Raw genomic sequence first — 24,190 nt, 5'->3', positions numbered from 1 at the left:
TCCGGTGCGCTCCCGGCCGCCGGGGGCGGTTCAGTGTCCCGGCACGTACCCGCGCTTCTTGTCGACGACGTTCGGCAGCGGCTTGCCCGCCGCCCAGCGCTCGTAGAACTCCACGAACTGCTCGCCCAGTTCGTCCCGCCAGCCGACCGTGTCCCCGCTCATGTGCGGAGACACGATCAGCCCCGGGACCTCCCACAACGGACTGTCACGGTTGAGCGGTTCGTGCTGGAAGACATCCAGGGCCGCACCCGCGATCCACCGCTTCGACAGGGCCTCGGCGAGCGCCTCCTCGACGACGAGCTGCCCGCGTCCGATGTTGATGAAGCGGGCCGAGGGCTGCATCATCCCGAAGCGCCGCGCGTCGAACATGCCCCGCGTCTCCGCGGTGAGCGGAGCCGCGGACACCACCCAGTCGGCGCGCGCCATCAGCCGGTCCAGCTCCTTCGGGCCGTGGATCCCGGTGCGCGGGACACGCCCCACCAGGGCCGTGGTGACATCGAGCGCCTTCAGGGCGCGCACGATCGCCCGCCCGATCGGCCCGGACCCCACCACGCAGGCGCGGGTCCCGGCCACCCGCTGCGACTCGCGGTGCCGCCACTCGTGGCGCCGCTGCAGGTCCCAGGTCCTCGGCAGGTCCTTGGCCATGGCGAGGACCAGAGCGGCGACGTACTCGGCGATCGGCCGGTCGAAGATGCCGCGCGCGTTGGTCACCACCGTGTCGGAGGCGGCGAGCTCGGGACACATCAGATGGTCCACGCCCGCGCTGGCGGTGTGCACCCAGCGCGGTCGCGGCCCCTCGCCCGGCCAGGCACGGCGCACGGCGTGCGAGGTGAAGTCCCACACGAGCAGCGCGTCCGCGTGCGGCAGCCGCTCCGCGAGAGTGGACTCGTCGGCGTGCTCGATCCGTACGCGCCCGGTGAGCCGGCCGAGCCGGGGCAGCGGGTCGGCGTCCAGGACGAGCAGGGTGGCCGGAACCGGCGGGTGGGGCGCGCCGGCGGACGTACGGGCGTTCACCGGGGAAGACCGTTTCGCCATGCGAGTCCGCTTCTCTGGGGAGATCCTGGGGCGACATGACCGGGGAGACAGGCGGGCGAACGGGGCCGAGCCGTCCGAGATGCGCGGATCGACCACGCCACACCCGAACCTACCGTCGTCAACACGGGCTCGCATACGGTCCGTTGCCCGCCTGTTTCCCCTCCGTGGCCGGTTCCCGCCCTCCCTCGGCCCGAGCGCGGAAGCCCGGCCTCGGGGGCGGGCGGCAAGGCGAGCCCCGGCCCGCGGGCGGAAGGGCGGATCCCGGCGTTCTCGGCCAACCAGGTGAGGATGTGGGCGGCGCTGCGCCGACTGGGTACCCGGGCAGTGGGCCCCCGGAGCGGGCTGATCGATCGGACCGCCCGCCAGGGACCCGTACCGCCCGAAGAACAGGAAGGTTGGGCATGACCGCACTCGGATTCCTCTACCCCGGCCACTCGGCCGAGGACGACTACCCGCGCACGGAGCAGCTGCTCGGCAGCGACATCCGCCTGACCGTCGTCCACACGGACACGGGGGAGGACGCCCACGGCGTGGACGCGCTCCTCGACATGGGCTCGGAGCGGCGCCTCGCGGCGGGCGTCGAGGAGCTGCGCCTGTCCGGCGCGGAGGCCGTGGTCTGGGCGTGCGCGGGCGGCAGCTTCGTGTACGGACTCCAGGGCGCCCACGAGCAGGTCCGCGGCCTCGCCAGGGCGGCCGGCCTGCCCGCCTCCTCGACGTCGTTCGCCTTCGCGCACGCGGCGCGGGAGATCGCGGCCCACCGGGTCGCGATCGGGGCGACCTACCCCGACGACGTGGCCGCGCTCTTCGCCGCGTTCCTGAAGGAGGCGGGCACGGAGGTGGTGGCGGTGCACGGCGCCGGTGACGTCACCGGCGCCGAGGTCGCGGGCTGGGGCTACGACCAGGTCCTCGCGCTCGCCCGCGCGGCGGACCGCCCGGACGCCGAGGCGGTCCTCCTGCCCGACACGGCCCTGCACACCGTCTCCCACCTCGCGGCCCTGGAGAAGGACCTCGCCAAACCGGTCCTCACCGCGAACCAGGTCACCGTCTGGGAAGCCCTGCGCCTGACCGACCGCCGTGTGAACGCCCCGGATCTGGGCGCCCTCTTCACGAGGGAACCCATCGTCCAGGCGTAGATTCCAAGCCTCCGAAGGAAGATCCAGTCCCGCCGACGGACTCAGCCCCTCCGGCGTTCGAGGAGCGGGGTCCGGGGCGGAGCCCCAGGTAGGGGAAGGGCACGGGCGGAGGGGACGAAATACCTCGTCCCCAGCCCCCCGCCCCGGGGAAAGCCGCCCGCCCGGGGGAACTCTCTCCCCACCCGGGGAAGCCCTCGCCCCGGGGTGACCCCGGGAGGCCCGGGGAATAACCGGAGTCACCCTCCTGTTCGTATGCGGAGGACAGCATCGCGTACGCAACAGGAGGCACCACGGTGGACGAGACGGCCGAGACGGGCGAGATCCGAGGCACGGCGCGGGGCACCGCCCCCGTACCGCTGTCCGTGCTGGACCTGGTCACCGTGGGCGCGGGCCGCACCGCGACCGACGCCCTCCGCACCAGCGTCCAGATCGCCCGCCTCGCGGAATCCCGCGGCTTCCACCGCTACTGGGTGGCAGAACACCACTCGATGCCCGGCGTGGCCAGCTCCTCGCCCGCGGTGATCCTCGCCCATCTGGCCGCCCACACGGACCGCATCCGGCTGGGCTCCGGCGGCGTGATGCTCCCCAACCACGCCCCCCTGGTCATCGCGGAGCAGTTCGGCACCCTTGAGGCGATGGCCCCGGGCCGTGTCGACCTGGGCCTCGGCCGGGCCCCGGGCACGGACGGCGCGACGGCCGCCGCGCTGCGCCGCACCCAGCGCCTCAACGAGGGCGCCGACGACTTCCCCGAGCAGCTCGCGGAACTCACCCGCTTCCTGGACGACGACTTCCCCGACGGCCACCCCTACGCCCGTATCCACGCCGTGCCCGGCCCCGTCCAGGCGACCGCGCCGGGCGGGGTCCAGTCCCCGCACCGGCCCCCGATCTGGCTGCTCGGGTCCTCCGGCTTCAGCGCCCGTCTCGCCGGAGGCCTCGGCCTCCCGTTCGCCTTCGCGCACCACTTCTCGGCGCAGAACACGATCCCGGCGCTCGACCTCTACCGCGAGTCCTTCCGGCCGAGTGCGGTCCTGGACGCCCCGTACGCTCTCATCGGCGTCTCCGCCCTCGCGACGGACGAGGAGAAGGAGGCGCGCCGCCAGGTGCTGGCAGCCGCGCTGAGCATGGTCCGCCTGCGCACCGGCCGCCCCGGTCTCGTGCCGACCCCGGAGGAGGCGGAGGCCTACGAATTCAGCGCCATGGAGCGGGAGTTCGTCGGTTCCTGGAACTCCAACGTCATCCACGGCACCGCCGACGAGGTCCGCGCCGGCCTCGACGACCTCCAGAAGCGCACCGGCGCCGACGAGTTGATGATCACGGGTAACGCGCACGGCGGTGACGTACGGCTGCGCTCGTACGAACTGATCGCGGACGCCTACGGGTTGCCCAAGGAGCAGAGCACTCAGGCCTGATGGCCGGGGGCCGCTCAGGCCCGGGAAGCGAGACGCGCAGGCCGAAGGGCAGGGATGCTCGGGTCCGAGTACCGGGCGTCCCGGGCCCGAGAGCGAGACACGCAGGCGAGCCCGGGACGCGCAGGCGAGCGCGGCCGGGACGCCCAGGCCGGAAGGCCGGGACGCCCGGGTTCGAATGCCGGGGTGTCCGGGGCCGAGCACCGGGACGTTCGGTCCGCGCACCGGGGTGTTCGGGGTTCGAGCGCCGGGGCGTTCAGGTCTGCGGGCAGGCGGCCGACATCAGGAGGGCGGAGATGCGCTCCGGCGCCACCGGCCGGGAGTACAGCCAGCCCTGGCCGGTGTCGCAGCCGATCCCGCGCAGCCGGGACGCCTGCGAGGCGGTCTCCACGCATTCCGCGGTGACGGTCAGGCCCAGCCGGTGGGCGAGTTGGATGAGCGCCTCGACGATGACCTCGTCGGCGGGGTTGGGGTGGGCGGACGAGCCGTCGGCGTTCTCGTACTGGAAGCCGCGGACGAAGGAACCGTCCAGCTTCAGCACGGACACCGGGAGCCTGCTCAGATAGGCGAGGTTCGAGTAGCCGGTGCCGAAGTCGTCGATGGCGATCCGGACTCCCATGTCACTCAGGGCCTGCAGCGCCTGGAGCGGCCGGCCCGCGGAGCCCATCACCGCCGACTCCGTCAGCTCCAACTGGAGGAGATGCGGGGCCAGTCCGGTCTCCGCCAGGATCTCCGCCACGTCTGCGACCAGGTCGGAGTCCCAGACCTGACGCACGGCGACGTTGACGCTGACGAAGATCGGCCGGGCGTCCGGATGGTCCAACTGCCAACGGCGGGCCTGGCGGCAGGCGGTGGCCAGTACCCAGCGGCCGAGCTGGACGATCGAGCCGTTCTCCTCGGCCAGTCCGATGAACCGGTTCGGCGTGAGCATCCCGAACCTCGGGTGGTTCCAGCGGACGAGCGCCTCGACCCCGTGCACACCGCCGTCCTCCATGCCCACCAACGGCTGGTACTCCAGGGCGAATTCACCCCGCTCGACGGCCGCGCGCAGGGTGGACGACAGGGCCTGGCGCGTCATGCGGTGCGCGTTGCGCTCCGGGTCGAAGAGCGTCCAGCGGCCCTTGCCGTCCGCTTTCGCCCAGTACAGCGTCGTGTCCGCGGCCTGCATCAGACCGGTCGCGCTCGTGCCGGTGGCGCGCCGCTCGACGACCCCGATGGATGCCGACAGCGACAGCCGCTGACCCGACAGGTCGAACGGCGCCTGGAGCGACTTCAGTACGGACTCGGCGAGGTCCGCCAACTGGTCGGTGCCCGTGGAGTCCTCGACGAGCAGCGCGAACTCGTCCCCGCCCAGCCGCGCCACCAGGGGAGTGGCGGCCCTCGTGAGGCCGGCCTCCTCCGCGCAGCGCGTCAGACGCTCCGCGACGGCCGCGAGCAGCCGGTCCCCGACCCGGTGGCCGAGCGTGTCGTTGACCGCCTTGAACCCGTCCAGGTCCAGATAGCAGAGCCCGATCCGGCCGGTGCCGCCCTCTTCGTACGTCTCCGCCTCCAGCGCCGCCGACAGCCGCTCGAAGAACAGCGTGCGGTTCGGCAGCCGGGTCACCGGGTCGTGCATCTGCAAGTGGCGCAGCCGTGCCTGGAGTTCACGCCTCGCACCGATGTCGGTGACCGAGATCAGGACCGCCCGCTCCTGCGGCGGCAGCGGCGCGACCGTGACCTGTGCCCAGATCGCGTGGCCGTCGGGGTGCTTGAGCCGGCGGGTGCAGCGCAGCCGGGCCTGGCTGCCGCCCAGCACCTCGCGGTACGCCTGCCAGGTGCGGGCGTCGGAGGCCAGGTCCACCAGATCGGCGGCGACCCGCCCGACGAACGTCCGCGCCCCGGCGCCGAGCAGCGTGCCCAGTGACTCGTTGGCGGTGACGACGAGGCCCTCGCTGTCGACGACGGCCATCGCGAGGGGAGCGGTGGCGAAGGCGGCAAGAAAGGTGCGGGGTGACGTTCCGTCCGGAACCGCCAGGGGCCCGGGTGCCCGGGAAGGCACCCCGGGGGTTACCGGCGGGACGGAGGGGACGGGTGGGCCGGGAGAGATCCCGGCGGAGGTACGAGAAGACGTGTCGACGTGACGTTCTGTGACAGCCGGCCGGACGAGGTCTCCCGCGGGCGCCGGCCCTTCGGACGTTCCGCTCACCGCTCGCTCCCGCAGTGCACTCGTTCTTCGGATGGGTCTCTCGGGGCGGTCGGCCGGTGATGGACCGCCGCACAAGCCGTGTCCGTGCAGGAAAGTGTGCCGATCATAGAGGCTGACCTCGAACGGTGCAGCCACTGTCCAGTGTCCAGTAACAACCACCCGTTCTGACAGATCGTTTCTGCCTGTATCTGGATGGGTTCCCTCTCCCGTCAACCGCATGTGACGTTCCGTGAAGGTCCGGGGGTGTCGGCTCGTCGGCCCGCTCACTCTTCCGGTGCAGACAAACAGGGCGAAGTAGTACAAAGTCAATCAGGCTGGGTGCGGTGTCCCGAAATCCGCATCCGGAGGTCGACGTGCCGCGTCCGCTCCCCCTGAGGGTTCTCACTCGCGAGGCTCCGCGCGGCCTCGTCCGTGACGGGGCGACGCGCTGGCGCAGCACCGCGGCCGTGTTCACCTCGATGACCGCGCTCGCCGCGACCTCCCTGGTGCCGGCCCACGCGCTCGCCGAACCTCTCGCGTCCCCCTGCGCCCTGACGCGGACCACGGCGCACCACTCGGAGGGCGCCGACACCTGGAACGCCTCCTACGAACGCCCCACCCGTCCCCTCGACGCCGTGATGGTCTTCCTGTCCTTCCCGGACTCAACCCCGCGCACCACTCCCGCCGAACTGACGGGCGACTACTTCCCGGCGACCAGCCGTTTCTTCGAGCGTGCCTCGTACGGCAAGTTCACGGTCCGCCCGCATCCCCGGCGCGCCTGGATCCAGATGCCGCACGCCTCCACGTCGTACGCCATACAGCGCGACTGGAACGCCACCGACCGTGCCGCCTATCTGCGCGACGCCCTCGCCGTGGCCGACCCGCAGGTCGACTTCTCGCGCTACGACGTCGTCTACTTCATCGCGGACCCGGACGCGCCGGGCGTCGACTCGGACGCCACGAAGGTCGTCAACCTGGACACACCGCTGCGCGCGGACGGCAAGGACATCCGACGCGTCGTCACGGTCTTCGAGAAGCATCCGCCGGACCGCCTCGTCCTCGCGCACGAGACCGGCCATGTCTTCGACCTGCCCGACCTCTACCACCGTCCCTCCGACGGCAAGGGCGACTGGGACACCTATGTGGGTGACTGGGACCTCATGGGCAGCCAGTTCGGTCTCGCCCCCGACCTCTTCGGCTGGCACAAATGGCGGCTGGGATGGCTGGAACCGCACCAGGTGGCGTGCGTCCTGGGCTCCGGCACCACCCGTCTGACGCTGGAGCCGCTGGAATCCGGACCCGTCGACCCCGCGGTCGGCTCGGCCGGCGCGAGCGCCGAGGGGACGGCCGGCGCGGGGGTGCTGGCGACCCGCTCGACCGTGCCGGATGGGACGGGGGGCGCCGTGGCGGGTGGGGCGGGGGGTGCCGTGCAGGGGCCGAGGGTGTCCTCGCGCGGGTCGCATGCCTCCGCTTCCGGAGCGCGACGGTCCGCCTTCGGTCCGCGGGTGTCCTCCTACGGACCGCGGACCTCCTCGCGCGGTTCGGGCGGACCGGTCACGTCCTCGAACGCGCTGGGCGTGGCGGCTCCCCCCGGTTCTCGGCCCTTCGGCGCGGGCCGGGGCACCAAGCTGGCGGTGGTCCCGACGGGCCCGGACAGCGCGCTCGCCTTCGAGGCCCGCGGCTCGACGGGCAACGACGGCTCGACCTGCGAGCAGGGCGTCCTCGTCTACCGGGTCCGCAGCGGGACCGAGTCGGGCAGCGGTCCCATCCAGGTGCTCGACGCCCACCCCCACACCGAGTCCTGCTGGGAGGACTCGGTGTACCCGCCGCTCGCGGACGCGCCGGTGAGCCTCGGCGAGAACTTCAAGGTGCCGGGCTCGAAGGTCCGGGTCCAGGTGGAGGACCGGTCGGCTTCGGGAGCCTGGACGGTAAGGATCACGACCGGCTGAGCCACCCGGAAACGACGAGAGCGGGATGCTCGCGTTTCCGCGAATCATCCCGCTCTCGTTGGCGTGCGCCGCCAGGGACTCGAACCCCGGACCCGCTGATTAAGAGTCAGCTGCTCTAACCAACTGAGCTAGCGGCGCCTGCTGACGTCGTAGACCTTAGCATCCTGATCGGCGCGAGGAAAAATCGATATCCGTACCGCCGCGGACGCCGCCGCACGGGCCGCCCGCACGGCCGCCCAGAGCAGGATTTCGGGCCCGGGAAGCCAGGGCTGCCGTGTGTCGGGGGCGACCAGCCAGCGGGAATCGGCCCGGAAGCCCTCCGCTCCACCGTCCCCGGCGCCCAGCGCGGGCACGGTGACCGCGTCCCCCGTACCGTGGCAGAGGAGCGGCGGTACCTCCCGGCACCGCCCCACGTGCCCGCCCTGTCCCGGAGCCTCGCGCCCCACGGGACCGCCGTGCCCCACGACCGCCTCAGGCTCCACGGATGCACCCGAACCCCACTCCTCCCACTTCATCAGCGAGGGGAGCCGCTGGGCGGTGCCGGGCGCGGCGAACATCAGCATCCGCCCGCGGTACACCGCCACCGGGCCCGAGCCCGGTCCGTCGTCCCAGAGCCGGTCGAGCATCCGCCGTCCGAAGAGCGCAGGCGCGCTCACGACGTCGAAGGCGCTGCCGCAGGGCAGGACGAGCGGGGCGTTCGGCCGTTCGCGCCAGAGGGCGAGCGTGCTGCGCGGATACGTTCCCGCCGAGGCGAGCCAGGCGGCTCCCTCGGGAGTGACACCCGCGACGTCCAGCCGCTCGGGCGACGGCGCTCCGGGGCTGCGGGGGGTGCTGCTCGGCGGATTCCGTGTGCTGCTCATGCCGCATACATCTACCGGTGGTGAGCGCTCGATCCCGGAGGGTTGCCGGAAATCGGGACAGGATCGGGTGAGGTGGAGTATCTTGCCCGCCTGGCATATGCCAGAGAGGCTGCGGGCGTCGCCGGAACATCCCCCGGACCGGCCCCGCGACCGGCCCCCGACTGGCCCTCAGCGGCCCCCGACCCGTTCACCTGCGCGTTCGCCGACCGGCCCTCGGCAGGTTCGCTTGGCGGTCCTTCGGCAGGTTCGCCCGCCGGGTTCGCCTGCTGGCCCCCTGGCAGGTCCCTTTACCGGCCCCGGACCGGTCCCTCTGCGGGTTCGCCTGCAGGTTCGCCGACCGGCCCCGCGGTCGGCGGGATTCGCCTGCCGGTCCTGCTGCCGGTCGCAGAAGTGACCCCACTCCGGCAACGGCCCCGCTCCGGGAACGGCCCGCGCAGGAACGGCCCCGCTTCGGGAACGGTGCGGCCCCGTCGCCGGCGCGTGGCGCGGCGGAGGGTGTCAGGGCGGGGTGGAGCGGCTCAGAGCGGGTCGGTCACGCCGTGACCGTGTCCGTTGCCCTCCGTGCCCCGCAGCAGCCCCTCGCCGAACTCGACCATCTTCTTCGCGTAGTCCTCGGTCCACTCGGCCCGCTCGGCGATCGAGGCGGCGGTCAGCCGGTCGAAGCGGCGCGGATCGGCGAGCTGAGCGGCGGCGATGGCCTGGAACTCGACGGCCCGGTCGGCGGCGGCGCGAAACGCGTGCGCCAGCTCCGTGGACCGGTCGAGCAGCGCGCGCGGATCGTCGATCGACTCCAGGTCGAAGAAGTGCTCCGGGTCCCCGGCGGCTTCCGCGGGCTCGAAGAGCAGGGGCGCGGGGCGTAGCCGCGGTTCGTTCCGACGCGGCGTGGGCTCCGCCATGTCTTCTCCTCCTCGTACGGTTCAGGGGCCCCTCTCGGTAAAGGGCCACCGTCCATTGTCTCGCGCCCGCGCAAGTGGGCCCGAAGGGTCGAGCGCGCGCCGCCGGTCCGGGATGTCGCCGGTCCGGGGTGTGCCCGGAACGGGTTCAGGGCCGCCACGCCACCCGATGCTCCGCCAGATGGGACAACACCGAATGATTGGCCTCCCAACCATCCGGAAACTTCACGGTCACTCCCAGCTGTACGGGCTCGGTCGACGGGTGGTCGTCCAGCAACTCCGTGATTCCTTCCCGGCAGATCACGATGCACGCGTGCCGGTGCCGGGAAGCGAGTACGCACAACCGTCCGGTCTCCAGGTGGAACGCCGTGGCGTCGGGCCGCCCCGACAGCGGGTGCAGGACGACCGTGACGTCGAACTCCCGTCCCTGGAGCCGGTTCGCCGTGTCGACGGTGACCTCCGTGACACCGAGGCCGGCCAGGGCCGCGCGCACGGCCGCGGCCTGGTCCCGGTGCGCCGTGCCGACGGCGATCCGGTCGGCCGTCAGCGGCACCGGATCCTCCGCCCGCTCCGACGTGGCCGCACCGCCCCGGTCGAGCAGCCGCCGTACGACACCGGCCACCGCGCGCACCGCCTCCGGGTCCGTACGCGGTGTGTGCCGGGCGGGCAGCTCCAGCAGACCCCAACCGGACTCGGCCGCCTCGTCGATGACCCGGTCGGTGCCCGAACCGTCCGACGGGACACCGAAGTTCAGCCGCCGGTCGCCGTGACCGGTGCCGCTGCGGAACGGCGTGTACGGATAGAAGGCGTGCGAGACCAGCGGTGCCGCCGACGCGGGCAGCCGCCAGGACACCGGCAGCCGGTGCTGCGGCAGATGCGGATTGTGCGCGAGCAGCGTGCTCACCGCGGACGCCGACGGGTCGTAGGACAGCCCCGCCCACTGCTCCGAACCGACGATCGCGAACGGGTCCAACTGCCCTGGGTCGCCCACGAACAGGGCCCGCTCGAAGAGCCCGGCGACGGCGAGCAGCGCGTCGGAGCGCATCTGGTACGCCTCGTCGACGATCGCGTGCCGCCAGGGCTCGACGCCCTTGACGTGGGCCCACTTCGCGGCGGTCGAGATGACGACGTCCAGGCCCGCGAGGTCGGCCGCCTTCGTCGACTTGCGCACGTGATCGAGACCGTCGAGAGCCTTGTCGTACGGGTCGGAGTCGCTGCTGTGCAGCCGCCCCACCGGCAGCTCCGGGGCCTTCTCGGCGAGCCGCAGCACCAGGTCGTCGACCTGGGCGTTGGTCTGCGCGATGACCATCAACGGGCGTCCCGCGGCGGCCAGTTCGAGTGCGGCCCGGACGACGAGGGTCGACTTGCCGGCGCCCGGCGGGGAGTCCACCACGACACCGCGGTCGGTGCCGTGCAGGGTGTCGCGCAGGATCGCGTCGGTGGCGCGGGCGGCCTCGGCACCCGGGTCGAACACGGCGGTCACAGCACGTCCTCCTCGGTCACCGCGTCCGGCGGCGGTACGGCGTCGGGCTCACCCGGCGGTCCTCCGTGCGTCCACGGCGTCTCCTCCGGGTCGGGCAGCTTGGCGCCCCCGCGCTGTTCGTGCTCGAACAGGGTGAAGCAGACGAGGTCCCCCTTCTCCGGCAGGGAGCCGGCCTCGGGCTCCTTGCCGCGCCCCATCTTGTCGACGATCCGCAGCACCACGGCGGCGCCCTCGTCGTCGTACCCCACGAACTCCGCGGCCTGCGGTTTCCCGCCGAGCGAGCGGTACACCCTGGCCCGTTCCCCCAGGTGCGGGCGGTCGTCCGTGCGGACGGTCACCAGCGGGCGGGGGCTCGGCCGCTTGCCCTCGCTGTACGCCATCACGACATCGGTGACCTCTCCGGCGAAAGCCTCTCCGGCGAGCCGCCGGCCGGCCATGACCAGCGGGTCGTCCAGGGCCTCCTGCGCTTCCAGACGGGCCTGCTCCCGCTCGCGGCCGGCCAGTTTGTTCGCGGCGGTGACCGCGTCGTCGCGGCGCGGCTGCGGTGGCTCGCCCGCCACGACCCGGTCGCGGTGTCCGGTGAACGACCAGCGGTCGCGGGTCCACCGGTCGGCGGCGTGCGCCCCCTCCGGCAGCGCGCGCAGCAGGTCGAGCCCGCGCCACACCGCGTCCCAGGTGGGCAGGGTGACGCTCGCGACGAGTTCGCGGATCTCCCGCTCCGCGGCGGTGAGTTCACCGAGCCGGTCGTCCGCCTCGATGCCGTCCTCGGCGGCGGCCAGCGCGGTGCGCGCGCGGTCGTAGCGTTCGATGGCGGGGGCCAGGAGCTGGTTGTCGAAGGCGGGGTCCGTGGCCGGTCCGGCGGGCGGGCAGACGAGCTGTCCCCGCGCGTCCCGCTGGAGCTCGGCCCGCACCGCGGCCTCGGCGCCCGGCTCCCCCTCCGGCGGATCGAGCCAGGCGAGCAGCGCGCCGAGATGCTGGTCCTCCAGGCTGCTCTGGCCGGTGGCCCAGTGCCGGGACAGCACGTCGGTGAGGGCGAGGAGCAGGGCGGAGCCGGGCACCCGGGCGCGCTCCCCGAAGTGGGTCAGCCAGCGCCCGAACAACGGAACCCGGGGCGGCGCCGGATGCGGGGTCTCGGGATCCTGCTCGGCGGTGCGGCGAAAGCGCGTGGAACGCCCGAGGAGGCGGACGAACTCGATGCCCGCGCGGCCCGGCACGACGATCTGCGGCGCGTCGGCGCACAGCTCGACCTCGACCTTGACGCGCTTGCCGGTCTCCGGGTCGGTCTCGCTGCGCTCGGCCGCCTCGACCACGTCCGCGTACGAGTCGAGGTAGGGCAGGACGACGTCCGCCAGCTCGGCGAGGAAGGCGAACCGCAGGTCGCGGCCGCGGGGCTGCGGCACGACCAGCAGCCGGGGCGCGTCCCGGTCGGTGCCGACGAGCGCGCCGAGCGGCGCTCCCGCCTCGCCCGAGGTGGTGAGCGGCACGAACACCAGCGGCCGTTCGACGAGATGGCGGTGGAGCACGGTGGCGGCGGGCTGCGCCCGCCCGCTCTCCACGGCCTCCAGCCGCGCCAGGGTGGCGATCAGCGACATGCGCCCGCCTCCCGGCCTTCCGGGGCACCGGCCACCGGCACCGGGGCTTTCGTCGCGGAGGCTCCGGGCACCGGCGCTCCGGGTGCGTCGGCCTCCGACACCGGGGTTCCGGGTGCGGGAACTGCGGGCGCGGAGGCTCCGCGTTCGGGAACTCGTGACGCGAGGTCTTCCGGTACGCGGGCCCGCGACGCCGACGCGACCGGCACCCGGGCCTCCCCGGCTCGGGCGTGGGTCTCCGACGCCGTGCCGCGCAGGGCCTCCGCCCGTAGCAGTGCCGCTCTCCTGAGGGCCGCGACGGCGGGGTCGTCGGGGTCCCCGGCCCTTCCGCGCGCCGCCGCCAGTACGTCAGGGACGGTCGTCAGACCGCCCAGCTCAGCGCGCAGCGAGCGGCCGAGCGAGGTCACCGCGCCCTCGGCGCGCGAGCGGGCCCGGCAGTGGAAGGCCAGCTCGCAGGCGGACAGGCACTCGGGGGCGTAGGTCGCGGGCACCGCCTCGACGGCCGTGACGAGTTCCTCGGCGGGGAGGGCGGGGGAGAAGCAGCTCCCCTCGGGGAGGGCGGCCGCGATGTCCTCGACGCGGGTGAGCCGGGCGAGCTGGCGGCGGGTGACCGCGCGCTGCTTGCGTACGTCGACGGCCGAGGCGGCCGGCAGGTTGGAGAAGTCCTTCGGGCAGACCAGGAGGACACGGTGGCGGACCTCGGGGGCCGGGTCGAGGCGGGCGGCGACCTCCTCCAGGGCCAGCACGTACACCGCGGACTGCCGGGCGGCGGCGCCCACCTTGGCGGGGTCGGCCGAACCGTCCAGCATCGGGAACGACTTGATCTCGACGACCGTCCAGCGGCCGTCGGGGTGCACGACCACGGCGTCCGGCTCCAGGAAGGCGGCGGAGCCCGCGACGTCGAGGGCGAGCATGGGGTGGTCGAGCAGGGTCCAGACGCCCGCCTCGGTCGCCTCGCGCAGCGCGAGCGCCGTACGCGCTGCGCGTCCCTCGGGGCCGATCGCGCTCAGGTCGGGCACGGCACCCGCACCGGGCGGCTCGGCGCCGGGGTCCAGCTTCTCGTGCACCAGCCGCAGCAGCTCGGCACCGCCGTCGGCCTTGACCCGCGCCTCGAACGCGTTGCCCCGCATGAAGGCGAACTGCGACATCCCGAACGCGGACGGCGCGCCGAGCGCACTCGCCAGCTTCGCCTTGTCGACGCCCGCCCCGTCCAGCAGGGCACGGCGGTCGCACCCGGGGTTGGCCGCGAGCGCCGCGAGGGCGCGCGCGTCGAGCGCCTTCGGTGCGACGTCCGGACCGCGCAGCTCAGCGAGCTGCTGTCGCAGCGCTTTCCCCCGCGTCCGTGGGAGAGGCACCCTGCTCCGCTCCCGGCCCGGATCGGGACTCGCGCTGTCGGGGAATTCGTTCACCCGGGGAAGTCTGGCACCCCGCACTGACAATCGTGGAACCCTCGCCCCGCGAGGCACCCGAGAGCCACGGGACGCGGCCCTCGACGAGGGTCCGCAGACGGTTCGCCGCCCGCATCACGAACGGGGTGAGCAGCAGGCCCGCCCCCATCACCGCGGCGCCCGCGACGGCGTCGAGGAAGTAGTGGTTGGCCGTGCCCATCACGACGATGGTGGTGAACAGCGGATAGACGACGGCGGCGACCTTGGCGGCCGGCGTACGGCCGTGGCGCCAGAGCATCACCCCGCACCACAGGGCCCAGCCCACGTGCAGGCTCGGCATCGCCGCGTACTGGTTCGTCATCCCGCCCATACCGCGCGGCGCACTGGCCTCGCCGCCCCACCAGCCGTACGAGCTGTACTGGGCCATCGTGTCGACGAAGCCGTGGCCGGGCGACAGCAGCCGGGGCGGGCAGGTCGGCAGCAGGGTGAAACCGATCAGGCCTATGAACGTGGAGGTCATCAGCCAGGTGCGGGCCGCGCGGTAGCGGACGGTCCGGGAGCGGAAGAGCCATATCAGGATCGCGGGCGTCACCAGGTAGTGCAGCGACCCGTACCAGAAGTCGGCGGGCACGCCCAGCCAGGCCTCACGCGTGAACAGCCGGTTCAGCGGATGTTCGGCGTTGAGGTGGAGGGCCTTCTCGATCCGCAGGATCGACAGGCCGTGGCCGACGGCGCCGTCGGTGTCGCCCCGGGCGAGCAGCCGGCCCGCCGTGTACGACGCGTACACGAGCAGGATCAGCGGGACCTCGGTCCACCAGCGGAGCCGTGCCCGCTCCGCCGCGGACGTGCGCGGCTCGGTCTCCCGGCGCGACCGGGCGCGCGGTGCCGCTTCGGTACGCGGTGCATCGGTCTGCGGCATCCGATCGCCCTCCCCCATCTGCTCGTGCCCATCTGCTCGTGGTGACCCGACGGTCCGTTGTCCGCTGACGACGGTCCGCGGCCACCCCGGGATTTTACGGTGTACGCGAATGCCCCGAAGGGGCGCCCCGGATCTCAAAGACGCGGAGATCGCCCCCCGGGTTGCCCTGAACTGAGGTGAGCGATGATGGAATCACCCACTCCTCAAGCCGTCGTCGAGTGAGCCATCTCTCATTCGTGCGGCCCGTCCCGGAAAGGCTCTTCTCCATGGCACCGCGCATCCTGCTGGCCCGGCACGGACAGACCGAATGGTCGCTGTCCGGAAAGCACACCGGCAGGACCGACATCCCGCTCCTGGAAGAGGGACGACGCGGCGCCAAGCTGCTGGGCGAGCGGCTGCACCGGGCGCCCTTCGACGGGCTTCCCGGGGTGGAGGTGCGCACCAGCCCGCTGTCGCGCGCGCACGGGACGTGTGAACTCGCCGGTTTCGGGGAGCGCGCGAGCACCTGGGACGCGCTCATGGAGTGGGACTACGGCGCCTACGAGGGCATGACCCCGGCGGAGATCCAGGGCATCCGTCCGGGCTGGTTCATCTGGCGCGACGGCGTTCCCGAGGGGGAGACGCTGGAGCAGGTCTCCGCGCGCGCGGACGAGGTCGTCTCATGGGCCCGCTCCGAGGACCGCGATGTGCTGGTCTTCGCCCATGGCCACATCCTGCGTTCCATAGGCGCCCGCTGGCTGGGCCTTCCGCTGGACTTCGCGGCCCGCATCCGCCTCAACCCGACCTCGCTGTCGGTGCTCGGCTGGGCCTACGGGGAGCCCGCCGTCGAGGTGTGGAACGACTGCGGACACCTGAGCGCCTGACCGGAGCCCGGAGCGGCGCTCACGCCGTGCGCGGCAGGCTCGCGTGGCGGTCGAGGAACGCGGAGACGCCCGAGGCCCTGCGGTGCGGGAGCAGCACGCGGGCCGTTCCCGCCAGCATGGTCTGGATGCGGGAGGACTGGACCTCGTTCAGCAGGTCCAGGACGCGCAGACCGGCGAGGGCGGCCTCGTCGGGGCGGCCGCCACGGGCCAGGTCGTCGGCGAGTTCCGCGGTGTAGAGGGCGATGTTGCGGGTGAAGTGCGGGTCCTGGAGGTGGGCCGCGCGGCGTGCGTGGCGGGCCGCCCGCGTCCAGTCGCCCAGCGTCGACCAGCACTGCGCTTCGAGCCCCTCCAGTTCGGCCTCTCCGTAGAAGGTCATCCACTCGGGGTCGGTCTCCGAGGGGCCGCGCTCGTAGAGGGCCTGGGCGCGCGCCATCGCCTGCTCGCATCCCCTGCGGTCGGCGAGCCCGGCCCAGCCGCCCGCCTCGCGCAGCGCGAGCAGGGAGAGCAGGCGGGGGGAGCCCAGGGGGCGTGCGGCGCGCTGGGCCGCCTGGGCCGCGCGGACGGCCTCGCGCGGGCGCCCCGCGTCGCGCGCGAGGAACGCGGTGTTGCAGAAGGCATGGGCCTCAAGACCCGGGTCGCCGGCCATCCGGGCGGTCGCTAGGGCCTCCGCGTAGTGCGAGCGCGCGTCGTCGAAGCGCCCTGAGTCGTGGGCCAACCAGCCCACCGAGATGGCCAGTTCGCCCGCGCCGGAGTACAGCCGGTCGGCGGTGGTCTGCCGCGTGGTGCCCGCGTCCAGCAGCGCGTACGCCGTGCGCAGGGGAGCCGCGGCGCGTCGGTAGAGGCCGTCGGCCCCGTGCCGGTCGTCGAGCAGCCGGATCTTGCGGACGGCCTCCTCGAGGGCGCCCGCCTCGGACGTGCCCGCCCGGTGGACGTGCCGTCCGGCCGCCGCGGCACCGCCGCCGAAGGGGCCCAGTGAGGCCGCCGCCACGGTGGCGGTGCCTCGTGTCATGAATGCGCGACGCTGCACGTCGCTCTCCTCGTGGTTCTGATCGCTTTTCTCGTACGGGTCGTACGGGTCGCACGCATGGTGCGGGTCGTACGGATCATGCAAGTCGTGCGGATCATGCGGGCTGTACGGGTCGTGCGCGGTGTGCGGGGGGTACAGGGCCCGGGAGCGGTGTGCGCCCGGCGTCTCATACGTCTCGTGCGCCCCGTCCGTCTCATACGGGGCGTGTGAAGGGTCCGTGGAGTGCGCGAGGGGTGTGTCGTCCGTGTCGCGCGCCCCGCGTCCGCGTACCCAGGAGCGGGGGGTGAAACCGAGGTCGGTCAGCGTGCGGCCGGGGAACATGTGCAGGAACACCCGCTCGTACGCGTAGTTGGGACAGCGGATCTCACCCGCCTCGACGCGCCCGATGTAGCGCGCGTCGCAGCTGACCCGCTCGCCGATCTCGCGCGCGGCCCTCCGCACCGCCGCGGCGAACTCGCCCGGGGAGCGCTGGCCGCGCAACCGCCGGAAGGCGAGATTCGGCCGGGGTGGCCGGGGGGACGGGGACGAGGTCACCGTTGACGACGCCATGGCCGGGCCCTCTCTTGCGAACCGTCGAACCAAGCCGGATTTCGGGCTGGGTTGACCGGGTTGTGCCCAGTAGGTGCCCTGCTTCCGGCGGGGCAAGAACGTACCTGCTGTGACAACGCCGCCACGCTGGGTTTAGCTACAAACCGGATATCTCATCCACGATCTGCCATGAACTGCCATCCTTTATGGCGGAGTTTCGCCGTAGCCGTTGACGTCCTGGCGCGTTGAACCGGGTGGACCGGGAGCCGCCCGAACTCCCGACCCACTCGTCATGAGGAGGGGTTCCGTTGGAGGCCGGGATGCAGATCACGCAGAGCACCGAGTTCCGTACGCCGCCGTCGACCGCGCAGCACGGGCCGTCCCCGGAGTACGGCGTTCCGCTGCGGTCGGCCGCCGCATGCGACCTGGTGACCGTGCCGGCACGGCAGGGTCTTGAGGCGGTCGACATCCTGCGCCGCGGTGCGGCCGACCTCGTAGGGCCCGTCCTGCACGACGGCGGCTGCGACACCCTCGGCTTCCTGGTGCCACCGGGCACCGCGGACGCCTGGGACGTGCCCGGCAGCACCTGTACGCAGACCAACGGCCGCGGCCTGCGGCCGGCGCCCGAGCCCCCGGTCGAGGGCTCGGACTGGCTGCTCCCGCCCGGCGAGGCGGACCTCGCGACCGACCCGGCGATGCTGCGGGCCGCGCTCGGCGAGGCCGCGCGGCTGATCGAGGCGGCGGACGGCTGCCGGTGAGGCCGCCGGGCCGCGACCGGTGACCGCCGCCTCCCGATGCCCGCGGGCGGCGGGAGCGGTCCCGGTCGCGGCGCCCGCGAGCCCCGCGACTGCTGCTCTTCGACGCCCGTGGCCGGCGGGAGCGCGTCCCGGTCGCGCTGTTCGTGGGTCCTGCAAACGCCGCTTCCCGATGCCCGTGGGTGGCGGAGAGAAGGTCCCGGCGGTGGCGCCGGTGAGTCCTGCTGTTTGCCCTGTCCGGGCTGCCCGGTGGCGGCGTCCGTGAGTCCTGGCGACGGCTGTCGGGGCAGCCCGCGGTCGGCACCCATGAGTCCTCCCGGCGCCTGTCAGGGCACCCCGCTGTCGGCCCTCGTGAGTCCTGCCGGGCGCCCGGCCGGCCACCCCGGTGACCGGTCGCTGGGCCGAGCCGCCGTCGCGCCCCGATAATGGCGGGATGGCAAGGGCGAGGAATCAGCGGGCGGACGAGGGCCGCGACACGGGGCGGGGCGGGCGACGTGGGCAGGCGGCGGCCGAGGCGGTCGTGGAGGCCGTCGACGGCGGGCTCGCCGAGCTGCTGCCCGACCGCGACCGGGCACGCGCCTGGACCCTGCTCATCGACGGCGCCCCGCAGTCCCACGTCGACCTCGACGACCCCGCCTACCTGAGCTTCGAGTACCAGCGCCGCCTCGGCCATGTCATCGACCTGATCGCCCCGCCCGGCAAGCCCGTGCAGGTCGTGCACCTCGGCGGCGGCGCCCTCGGTCTGGCCCGCTACACGGCCGCGACCCGCCCCCGGTCCACCCAGCAGGTCGTCGAACGCGACGCGGCCCTCGTCCAACTGGTCCGCCGCGAGCTCCCGTTGGATCCGAACGCCCGCATCAGGGTGCGCTCCACGGACGCCCGGGAAGGTCTCGCGAAAGTGCCCGACGGCTGGGCCGACCTGGTCATCGCGGACGTCTTCAGCGGCGCGCGCACGCCGGCACATCTGACGTCCGTCGAGTTCGTCACGGAGGTCCGCCGGACGGTGAAGGACTCCGGGGTCTACGCCGCGAACCTCGCCGACGGGCCCCCGCTCGCCCACCTCCGCGGCCAGATCGCCACCGTGGCCTCCGTCTTCCCCGAACTCGCCCTGGTCGCCGACCCGACGGTGCTGCGCGGCAAACGCTTCGGGAACGCCGTCCTCGTCGCCTCGGGCCGCCCGCTGCCGATCACCGAACTGACCCGCCGCGCCGCCTCCGACCCGCACCCCGCCCGGGTCGAACACGGCAGGGAACTCCTGGACTTCACGGGCGGCGCCGCACCGGTCACGGACGCGGTCGCGGTCGCGTCACCCGCGCCGCCGCCGTCCGTGTTCCGCTGACCCGGCCTCAACACGCCCTGGACAGCGGCTCAGTACGTCCCGATGTCGACGTGCGGCGGCCCGTCGTGCCAGTCGCAGAACACCGACACCCGGTCGGCGCCCGAGGTGAACTCCACGCGGATATAGGTGTCCGTCTTCCATACCTGCATGGACCATCCGGTGTTCGGGGTCGCGGACACCAGCGTCCCGTACGTGGCGGCGATGTCGAAGACCACCCGGCCGCCGTCGGAGTCGTAGCTCTTGACCTGCCCGGAGGGCGTCGGCGCGGAGGACGGGGCCGGGGAGGCCGACGTCGGACTGCTGCTCGCGGGCGCGGACTTCGAAGGTGCCGTGCTCGGCTTCGCGCTCGGTGAGGGCCTGTTCGGCGCGCTCCGGGACGGCTCGGGGCGCTGTGTGGAGGACGCCAACGGCCGCGTCTCCGGCGCCGTCGCGCCGGCCACCGTGATGGGCAGGGCCCGCGGCGGGTCGTAGGCCGTCCCCGTCATGACGGTGTGGACACCCCACCACGACAGCGTGACCGCCGCGCCCGTGGCGAGCAACCACGCGAGTACGTGTACGAGTCCTCTGCGCATCCCGGCCATACTGCACCACGAGCACCACGGGTGTCTCACGGCCCCGCCAAGATCCGGAATGTCCCCGCAGGGCGGGCCGGGATTGTCCACAGGTGCCCGACCAGGGTTGTCCACAGGCGCCGTACGGCCGCACCCGGATGGCGTACGGTGCCGCCCATGGCAAGTGTGCTCGTTGTCGAGGACGACCAGTTCGTACGCTCGGCCCTCATCCGGCATCTGACCGAGGCCGCGCACATCGTGCGCAGCGTCGGCACCGCCCTGGAGGCGCTGCGCGAGGTCGCCCATTTCTCCTTCGACGTCGTGATCCTCGACCTCGGACTGCCCGATCTCGACGGGTCCGAGGCACTGAAGATGCTGCGCGGAATCACCGATGTCCCTGTGATCATCGCCACCGCGCGGGACGACGAGACGGAGATCGTCCGCCTGCTGAACGCCGGCGCGGACGACTATCTGACCAAGCCGTTCTCGGTCGAGCACCTGTCGGCGCGGATGGCCGCGGTGCTGCGCCGTTCGCGCACCACCGCGGGCGACGCGCCCGTGTCGACGGTCATCCGCGTCGGCGGGCTCGCCATCGACCCGCTGCGCCGCCAGGCGGAGCTGGACGGCGTACGACTCGACCTCACCCGGCGCGAGTTCGACCTGCTCGCCTTCCTCGCCGGGCGCCCCGGCGTCGTCGTGCCGCGCAAGGAACTGCTCGCCGAGGTGTGGCAGCAGGCCTACGGCGACGACCAGACCATCGACGTCCATCTGTCGTGGCTGCGAAGGAAGTTGGGGGAGACGGCGGCGCGTCCGCGCTATCTGCACACGCTGCGGGGCGTCGGCGTGAAGCTGGAGCCGCCGAGAGCGGAGCGGCCGCTATGAGGTGGGCACTGGTCAAGGTGTGCGTGGCGGTGACGACGATGGTCGTGGTCGCCTTCGCGGTCCCGCTCGGCCTGGTGATCAAGGAGATGGCGCGGGACCGGGCGTTCTCGAACGCCGAGCGGCAGGCCGCGGCCATCGCGCCCGCGCTCTCCATCACCACCGAACGGGACGAGCTGGAGCGGGTCGTCGCCTCGGCCGGCTCGGACGCGGGGATAGGCGTGCACATCCCCGCGGCCGACGGCAAGCCGGCGGTCGAGATCGGCAAGCAGCGCGCCGCGGGCAAGGACATCGCCATGACCCGGCGGCTGGGCCGCGCCTCCACCGCGGAGGTGCCCGGCGGCTCCGCGCTGCTCCAGCCCATCGCGCTCAGCTCCGGCGAGATCGCGGTCATCGAGGTGTACGTCCCCGAGGCCGAGGTCAGCAACGGCGTCGGTACGGCCTGGGCGGTTCTCGCCGGGGTCGGCGTCGCCCTCGTCATCGGCTCCGTCGCGGTCGCCGACCGGCTGGGCGTGCGGATGGTGCAGCCCGCGCAGCACCTCGCCGAGAGCGCGCACGAACTGGGCGAGGGGAAGCTGGGCTCCCGCGTGCCCGAGGAGGGGCCGACCGAACTGCGGCTGGCCGCCGTCGCCTTCAACTCCATGGCCGACCAGGTCGTCCAACTGCTCGCCAACGAAAGAGAACTCGCCGCCGACCTCTCGCACCGGCTGCGTACACCGCTGACCGTGCTCCGCCTCAACACCGCCTCGCTCGGCGACGGGCCGGCCGCCGAGCAGACCCGGGCCGCCGTCGCGCAACTGGAACGCGAGGTCGACACGATCATCCGCACGGCCCGGGAGGCCAAGCCGCAGACCGCGGCGATCGGTGTCGGCGCCGGGTGCGACGCGTCCGAAGTCGTCCGGGAACGCATGGACTTCTGGTCGGCGCTCGCCGAGGACGAGGGCCGCAAGGTGCGGGTGGCCGGTGTGGACCGGCCGGTGCGCATACCCGTGGCCCGCGCCGATCTCGCCGCCGCGCTCGACGCCCTTCTCGGCAACGTCTTCCGCCACACCCCCGAGGGCACCGCCTTCGCGGTGGACGTGCACAACGCCGAGGACGCCGTGATCGTGCTGGTGTCGGACGCGGGCGCGGGAATAGCGGATCCGGTGGCGGCGATGGCGCGCGGCCGGGGCTCGGGCAACGACGGCTCGACGGGCCTCGGCCTCGACATCGTGCGACGGCTCGCGGAGTCGACGGGCGGGGACGTACGGATCGGTTCCTCCGTGCTGGGCGGAACCGAGGTGCGCATCTGGATCCAGCTCGACGGAAGGGCACCCGTCCGGAGCGGGCACCGGGGCAGCGTACGGCGCCGCAGGCGCGGCGCGGGCGTGCGCTGAGAGAAGGCTGTGCGACGCGCCAAACCGCCCACATTGGTCTCGACCTTTAACGGCTCCCGATGCCTTCCTTAAGCGGACCCTAAGATCCTCAACCGCCGTCCAGATCAAGCGGTTTGACCGATTCCGGATCGCTAGCGTGATGCCCGCACCTCCTGGGACGTCCCCAGTGAACCCCCCCCGTGATTCCGCGAAGGCAGGCACACGCGATGAGCAGCACGCACCGGCGCAAGGTCAGTGGCAGGAACAAGGCGATAGGCGGCATCGTCGCGGCGGCCGTGGCCGGCGGTGGCGCTCTCCTGTTCACCGGCATCGCGAACGCGTCCAGCGTCGGCGCCGCGTACACCAGGACCAGCGAGTGGTCCACGGGGTACACCGCGCAGTACGTCGTCTCCAACGACACGAACCAGGCGAAGCCGGACTGGAAGCTGGAGTTCGACCTGCCCTCGGGCTCCAAGCTCAGCTCGCTGTGGGACGCGACCTCGTCGGTGAGCGGGCAGCACGTCACCGTGACGCCGCCGTCCTGGGACAAGGACGGTCTGGCGGCCGGCGAGTCCGTCACCGTCGGCTTCGTCGTGAACGGCACCGCCAACCCGACCGGCTGTGTCATCGACGGCACCAAGTGCTCGGTGGACGGCGCGACGCCCGAGCCGAGCGGCCGCCCGACGCAGACCGCGACCCCGACGGCCACCCCCACCCCGACCGCGAGCGCGACACAGACCGCGACTCCGAAGCCGACCGCCACCGCGACCGCCACGGCGACCCCGTCCCCCACGCAGACCTCGGGCGGCGGCACCACGACGTCCGCGGGCTTCGCGCCCTACGTCGACACCTCCCTCTTCCCCGCCTTCGACCTGGTCAAGGCGGCCGACACCACCGGCGTGAAGAACTACAACCTCGCCTTCATCACCGACGGCGGCGGCTGCACGCCGAAGTGGGGCGGCGTGAGCGACCTCGCCAGTGACGCGGTGGCGGCGCAGATCGGCGCGCTGCGCGCCAAGGGCGGCGACGTGCGGGTCTCCTTCGGCGGAGCGTCCGGCTCGGAGCTCGCCACGACCTGCTCCTCGGCCGACACGCTGGCGGCTGCCTACGGCAAGGCCGTGGACGCCTACAAGCTCACGAAGGTCGACTTCGACGTCGAGGGCGGCGCGCTGCCCAACGCGACCGCGAACACGAACCGCGCGAAGGCCATCGTCAAGCTCCAGCAGCAGCACCCGGGCCTGGACGTCTCCCTCACCCTGCCGGTCATGCCGCAGGGCCTCACCCAGGACGGCGTGAACCTGCTCTCCGACGCCAAGTCCAACGGCGTGAAGATCAGCACCGTGAACATCATGGCGATGGACTACGGCCCCGCGTTCAGCGGTGACATGGGAGACCTCGCCCAGCAGGCCGCCACGGCCACGCAGGCGCAGATCAAGAGCGTCCTCGGCCTCTCCGACAGCGCCGCGTGGAAGACCGTCGCCATCACCCCGATGATCGGCGTCAACGACGTGTCCTCGGAGATCTTCAAGGTCGACGACGCCTCGCAGCTCGTGACCTTCGCTCAGTCCAAGGGCATCGGCTGGCTGTCGATGTGGTCCGCCGCCCGTGACAAGCAGTGCGCCGGCGGTGCCAAGAACACCGCGGACGCGGTGTGCAGCTCCATCGTCCAGAGCGACGGCGCCTTCTCGACCGCGTTCGCCGCGCTGAAGTAACCCAACCGGCCACTGTGAAACGGGGGTTGCGCGCCCCGGCCGGGCTTCTCCACCCCCCACCCGGCCGGGGCGTCGTAGCCGGACCGCACCAAGGGCCTGGGCCGTATCCGGTGATCTTCCGGACACGGCCCAGGCCCTTTGCCCGTCTCACCGACTCCGATCCGGCCCCCAGGAGTCGCCCTTGAGCACGAGGAGCAGGTTCGCCAGCGCGCGGGGCGTCGAGGTGGCGATGTCGCCGGGCCGATCGCTCTCCCGGAGGTGGATGTGACCGGTCGCGGCTGTCGCCAGTTCCACGCAGTTGCCTTCGCCGCCCGTGCTGAACGAGGACTTCTGCCAACTGGGTCGGGACATCGCGGGTTCCT

Annotated in this window: 20 protein-coding genes, 1 tRNA gene and 1 pseudogene; 10 read left to right on the top strand and 12 right to left on the bottom strand. The window is 73.0% G+C overall.

Features of this window, described 5'->3' with window-relative positions; genetic code table 11:
• Window positions 1-30 precede the first annotated feature (30 nt).
• Complete coding sequence (locus ACIQRL_RS05985; RefSeq protein ID WP_401327521.1) at window positions 31-1,035, bottom strand: D-2-hydroxyacid dehydrogenase; 1,005 nt, start codon at window positions 1,033-1,035, stop codon at window positions 31-33.
• Between the two features lie 234 nt (window positions 1,036-1,269).
• On the opposite strand from ACIQRL_RS05985, the pseudogene ACIQRL_RS05980 reads away from it, so the two are divergent.
• The 3 genes and pseudogenes from ACIQRL_RS05980 to ACIQRL_RS05970 form a co-directional block, all read left to right on the top strand.
• Window positions 1,270-1,440 (top strand): annotated as a pseudogene (locus tag ACIQRL_RS05980) (decarboxylase); the annotation flags it as partial.
• Window positions 1,437-2,168, top strand: coding sequence for a decarboxylase (locus ACIQRL_RS05975; protein WP_401327518.1), 732 nt, complete (start codon window positions 1,437-1,439; stop codon window positions 2,166-2,168). The pseudogene ACIQRL_RS05980 and the gene ACIQRL_RS05975, both read left to right, overlap by 4 nt.
• A 293-nt stretch (window positions 2,169-2,461) precedes the next feature.
• Window positions 2,462-3,577, top strand: a complete 1,116-nt coding sequence (locus ACIQRL_RS05970) for an LLM class flavin-dependent oxidoreductase (RefSeq protein WP_401327516.1) — start codon at window positions 2,462-2,464, stop codon at window positions 3,575-3,577.
• Between the two features lie 253 nt (window positions 3,578-3,830).
• Here ACIQRL_RS05970 and ACIQRL_RS05965 read toward each other — a convergent pair whose 3' ends face one another.
• Window positions 3,831-5,759 carry a putative bifunctional diguanylate cyclase/phosphodiesterase gene (locus tag ACIQRL_RS05965; RefSeq protein WP_401327513.1) on the bottom strand — a complete coding sequence of 643 codons (1,929 nt, stop codon included), beginning with the start codon at window positions 5,757-5,759 and terminating at the stop codon, window positions 3,831-3,833.
• Between the two features lie 323 nt (window positions 5,760-6,082).
• Here ACIQRL_RS05965 and ACIQRL_RS05960 point away from each other — a divergent pair, with 323 nt between their 5' ends.
• A complete protein-coding gene (locus tag ACIQRL_RS05960) occupies window positions 6,083-7,687 on the top strand; it encodes a M6 family metalloprotease domain-containing protein (protein WP_401327510.1) in 1,605 nt (534 codons plus the stop codon).
• 64 nt (window positions 7,688-7,751) lie between these two features.
• On the opposite strand, the gene ACIQRL_RS05955 is transcribed toward ACIQRL_RS05960, so the two are convergent.
• The 7 genes from ACIQRL_RS05955 to ACIQRL_RS05925 form a co-directional block, all read right to left on the bottom strand.
• Window positions 7,752-7,825, bottom strand: a tRNA-Lys gene (locus ACIQRL_RS05955).
• Entirely contained in the window at window positions 7,816-8,547 is a 732-nt protein-coding gene (locus ACIQRL_RS05950; RefSeq protein ID WP_401327508.1) for a bifunctional DNA primase/polymerase, read from the bottom strand. The genes ACIQRL_RS05955 and ACIQRL_RS05950 overlap by 10 nt, the downstream gene beginning before the upstream one ends.
• Before the next feature lie 518 nt (window positions 8,548-9,065).
• Window positions 9,066-9,443 carry a hypothetical protein gene (locus ACIQRL_RS05945; protein WP_401327505.1) on the bottom strand — a complete coding sequence of 126 codons (378 nt, stop codon included), beginning with the start codon at window positions 9,441-9,443 and terminating at the stop codon, window positions 9,066-9,068.
• Window positions 9,444-9,588: 145 nt separating this feature from the next.
• Window positions 9,589-10,923, bottom strand: a complete 1,335-nt coding sequence (locus ACIQRL_RS05940) for an AAA family ATPase (RefSeq protein ID WP_401327503.1) — start codon at window positions 10,921-10,923, stop codon at window positions 9,589-9,591.
• Complete coding sequence (locus tag ACIQRL_RS05935) at window positions 10,920-12,515, bottom strand: hypothetical protein (protein ID WP_401327500.1); 1,596 nt, start codon at window positions 12,513-12,515, stop codon at window positions 10,920-10,922. Before ACIQRL_RS05935 ends, ACIQRL_RS05940 begins: the two co-directional genes overlap by 4 nt.
• On the bottom strand, window positions 12,506-13,867 hold the full coding sequence (locus ACIQRL_RS05930) for a hypothetical protein (protein WP_401327498.1): 1,362 nt from the start codon (window positions 13,865-13,867) through the stop codon (window positions 12,506-12,508). Before ACIQRL_RS05930 ends, ACIQRL_RS05935 begins: the two co-directional genes overlap by 10 nt.
• Window positions 13,818-14,819 carry a phosphatase PAP2 family protein gene (locus tag ACIQRL_RS05925; protein ID WP_401327495.1) on the bottom strand — a complete coding sequence of 334 codons (1,002 nt, stop codon included), beginning with the start codon at window positions 14,817-14,819 and terminating at the stop codon, window positions 13,818-13,820. The genes ACIQRL_RS05930 and ACIQRL_RS05925 overlap by 50 nt, the downstream gene beginning before the upstream one ends.
• A 266-nt stretch (window positions 14,820-15,085) precedes the next feature.
• Here ACIQRL_RS05925 and ACIQRL_RS05920 point away from each other — a divergent pair, with 266 nt between their 5' ends.
• Window positions 15,086-15,682, top strand: a complete 597-nt coding sequence (locus ACIQRL_RS05920; protein WP_401327492.1) for a histidine phosphatase family protein — start codon at window positions 15,086-15,088, stop codon at window positions 15,680-15,682.
• 19 nt (window positions 15,683-15,701) lie between these two features.
• On the opposite strand, the gene ACIQRL_RS05915 is transcribed toward ACIQRL_RS05920, so the two are convergent.
• Window positions 15,702-17,258, bottom strand: a complete 1,557-nt coding sequence (locus tag ACIQRL_RS05915) for a hypothetical protein (protein ID WP_401327489.1) — start codon at window positions 17,256-17,258, stop codon at window positions 15,702-15,704.
• Window positions 17,259-17,557: 299 nt separating this feature from the next.
• Here ACIQRL_RS05915 and ACIQRL_RS05910 point away from each other — a divergent pair, with 299 nt between their 5' ends.
• Together ACIQRL_RS05910 and ACIQRL_RS05905 are read left to right on the top strand one after the other, a co-directional pair.
• Window positions 17,558-17,995, top strand: a complete 438-nt coding sequence (locus ACIQRL_RS05910; RefSeq protein WP_401327486.1) for a hypothetical protein — start codon at window positions 17,558-17,560, stop codon at window positions 17,993-17,995.
• A 430-nt stretch (window positions 17,996-18,425) separates the two neighbouring features.
• Window positions 18,426-19,331, top strand: coding sequence for a spermidine synthase (locus tag ACIQRL_RS05905; RefSeq protein WP_401327483.1), 906 nt, complete (start codon window positions 18,426-18,428; stop codon window positions 19,329-19,331).
• A 29-nt stretch (window positions 19,332-19,360) separates the two neighbouring features.
• On the opposite strand, the gene ACIQRL_RS05900 is transcribed toward ACIQRL_RS05905, so the two are convergent.
• Window positions 19,361-19,903, bottom strand: a complete 543-nt coding sequence (locus ACIQRL_RS05900) for a hypothetical protein (RefSeq protein WP_401327480.1) — start codon at window positions 19,901-19,903, stop codon at window positions 19,361-19,363.
• Between the two features lie 156 nt (window positions 19,904-20,059).
• Here ACIQRL_RS05900 and ACIQRL_RS05895 point away from each other — a divergent pair, with 156 nt between their 5' ends.
• The 3 genes from ACIQRL_RS05895 (at window position 20,060) to ACIQRL_RS05885 (ending at window position 23,828) form a co-directional block, all read left to right on the top strand.
• Entirely contained in the window at window positions 20,060-20,764 is a 705-nt protein-coding gene (locus ACIQRL_RS05895) for a response regulator transcription factor (protein WP_401327477.1), read from the top strand.
• Window positions 20,761-22,137, top strand: coding sequence for a sensor histidine kinase (locus ACIQRL_RS05890; protein ID WP_401327474.1), 1,377 nt, complete (start codon window positions 20,761-20,763; stop codon window positions 22,135-22,137). Before ACIQRL_RS05895 ends, ACIQRL_RS05890 begins: the two co-directional genes overlap by 4 nt.
• A 206-nt stretch (window positions 22,138-22,343) precedes the next feature.
• Window positions 22,344-23,828 carry a cellulose binding domain-containing protein gene (locus tag ACIQRL_RS05885; RefSeq protein ID WP_401327471.1) on the top strand — a complete coding sequence of 495 codons (1,485 nt, stop codon included), beginning with the start codon at window positions 22,344-22,346 and terminating at the stop codon, window positions 23,826-23,828.
• A 147-nt stretch (window positions 23,829-23,975) separates the two neighbouring features.
• On the opposite strand, the gene ACIQRL_RS05880 is transcribed toward ACIQRL_RS05885, so the two are convergent.
• Window positions 23,976-24,179, bottom strand: a complete 204-nt coding sequence (locus tag ACIQRL_RS05880; RefSeq protein ID WP_401327468.1) for a DUF397 domain-containing protein — start codon at window positions 24,177-24,179, stop codon at window positions 23,976-23,978.
• Between the last annotated feature and the right edge of the window lie 11 nt (window positions 24,180-24,190).

Origin of the sequence: Streptomyces sp. NPDC091209, from assembly GCF_044757755.1 — a bacterium.
Lineage (GTDB): Bacteria > Actinomycetota > Actinomycetes > Streptomycetales > Streptomycetaceae > Streptomyces.
This window is presented reverse-complemented; position numbering and strand designations above follow the sequence as displayed.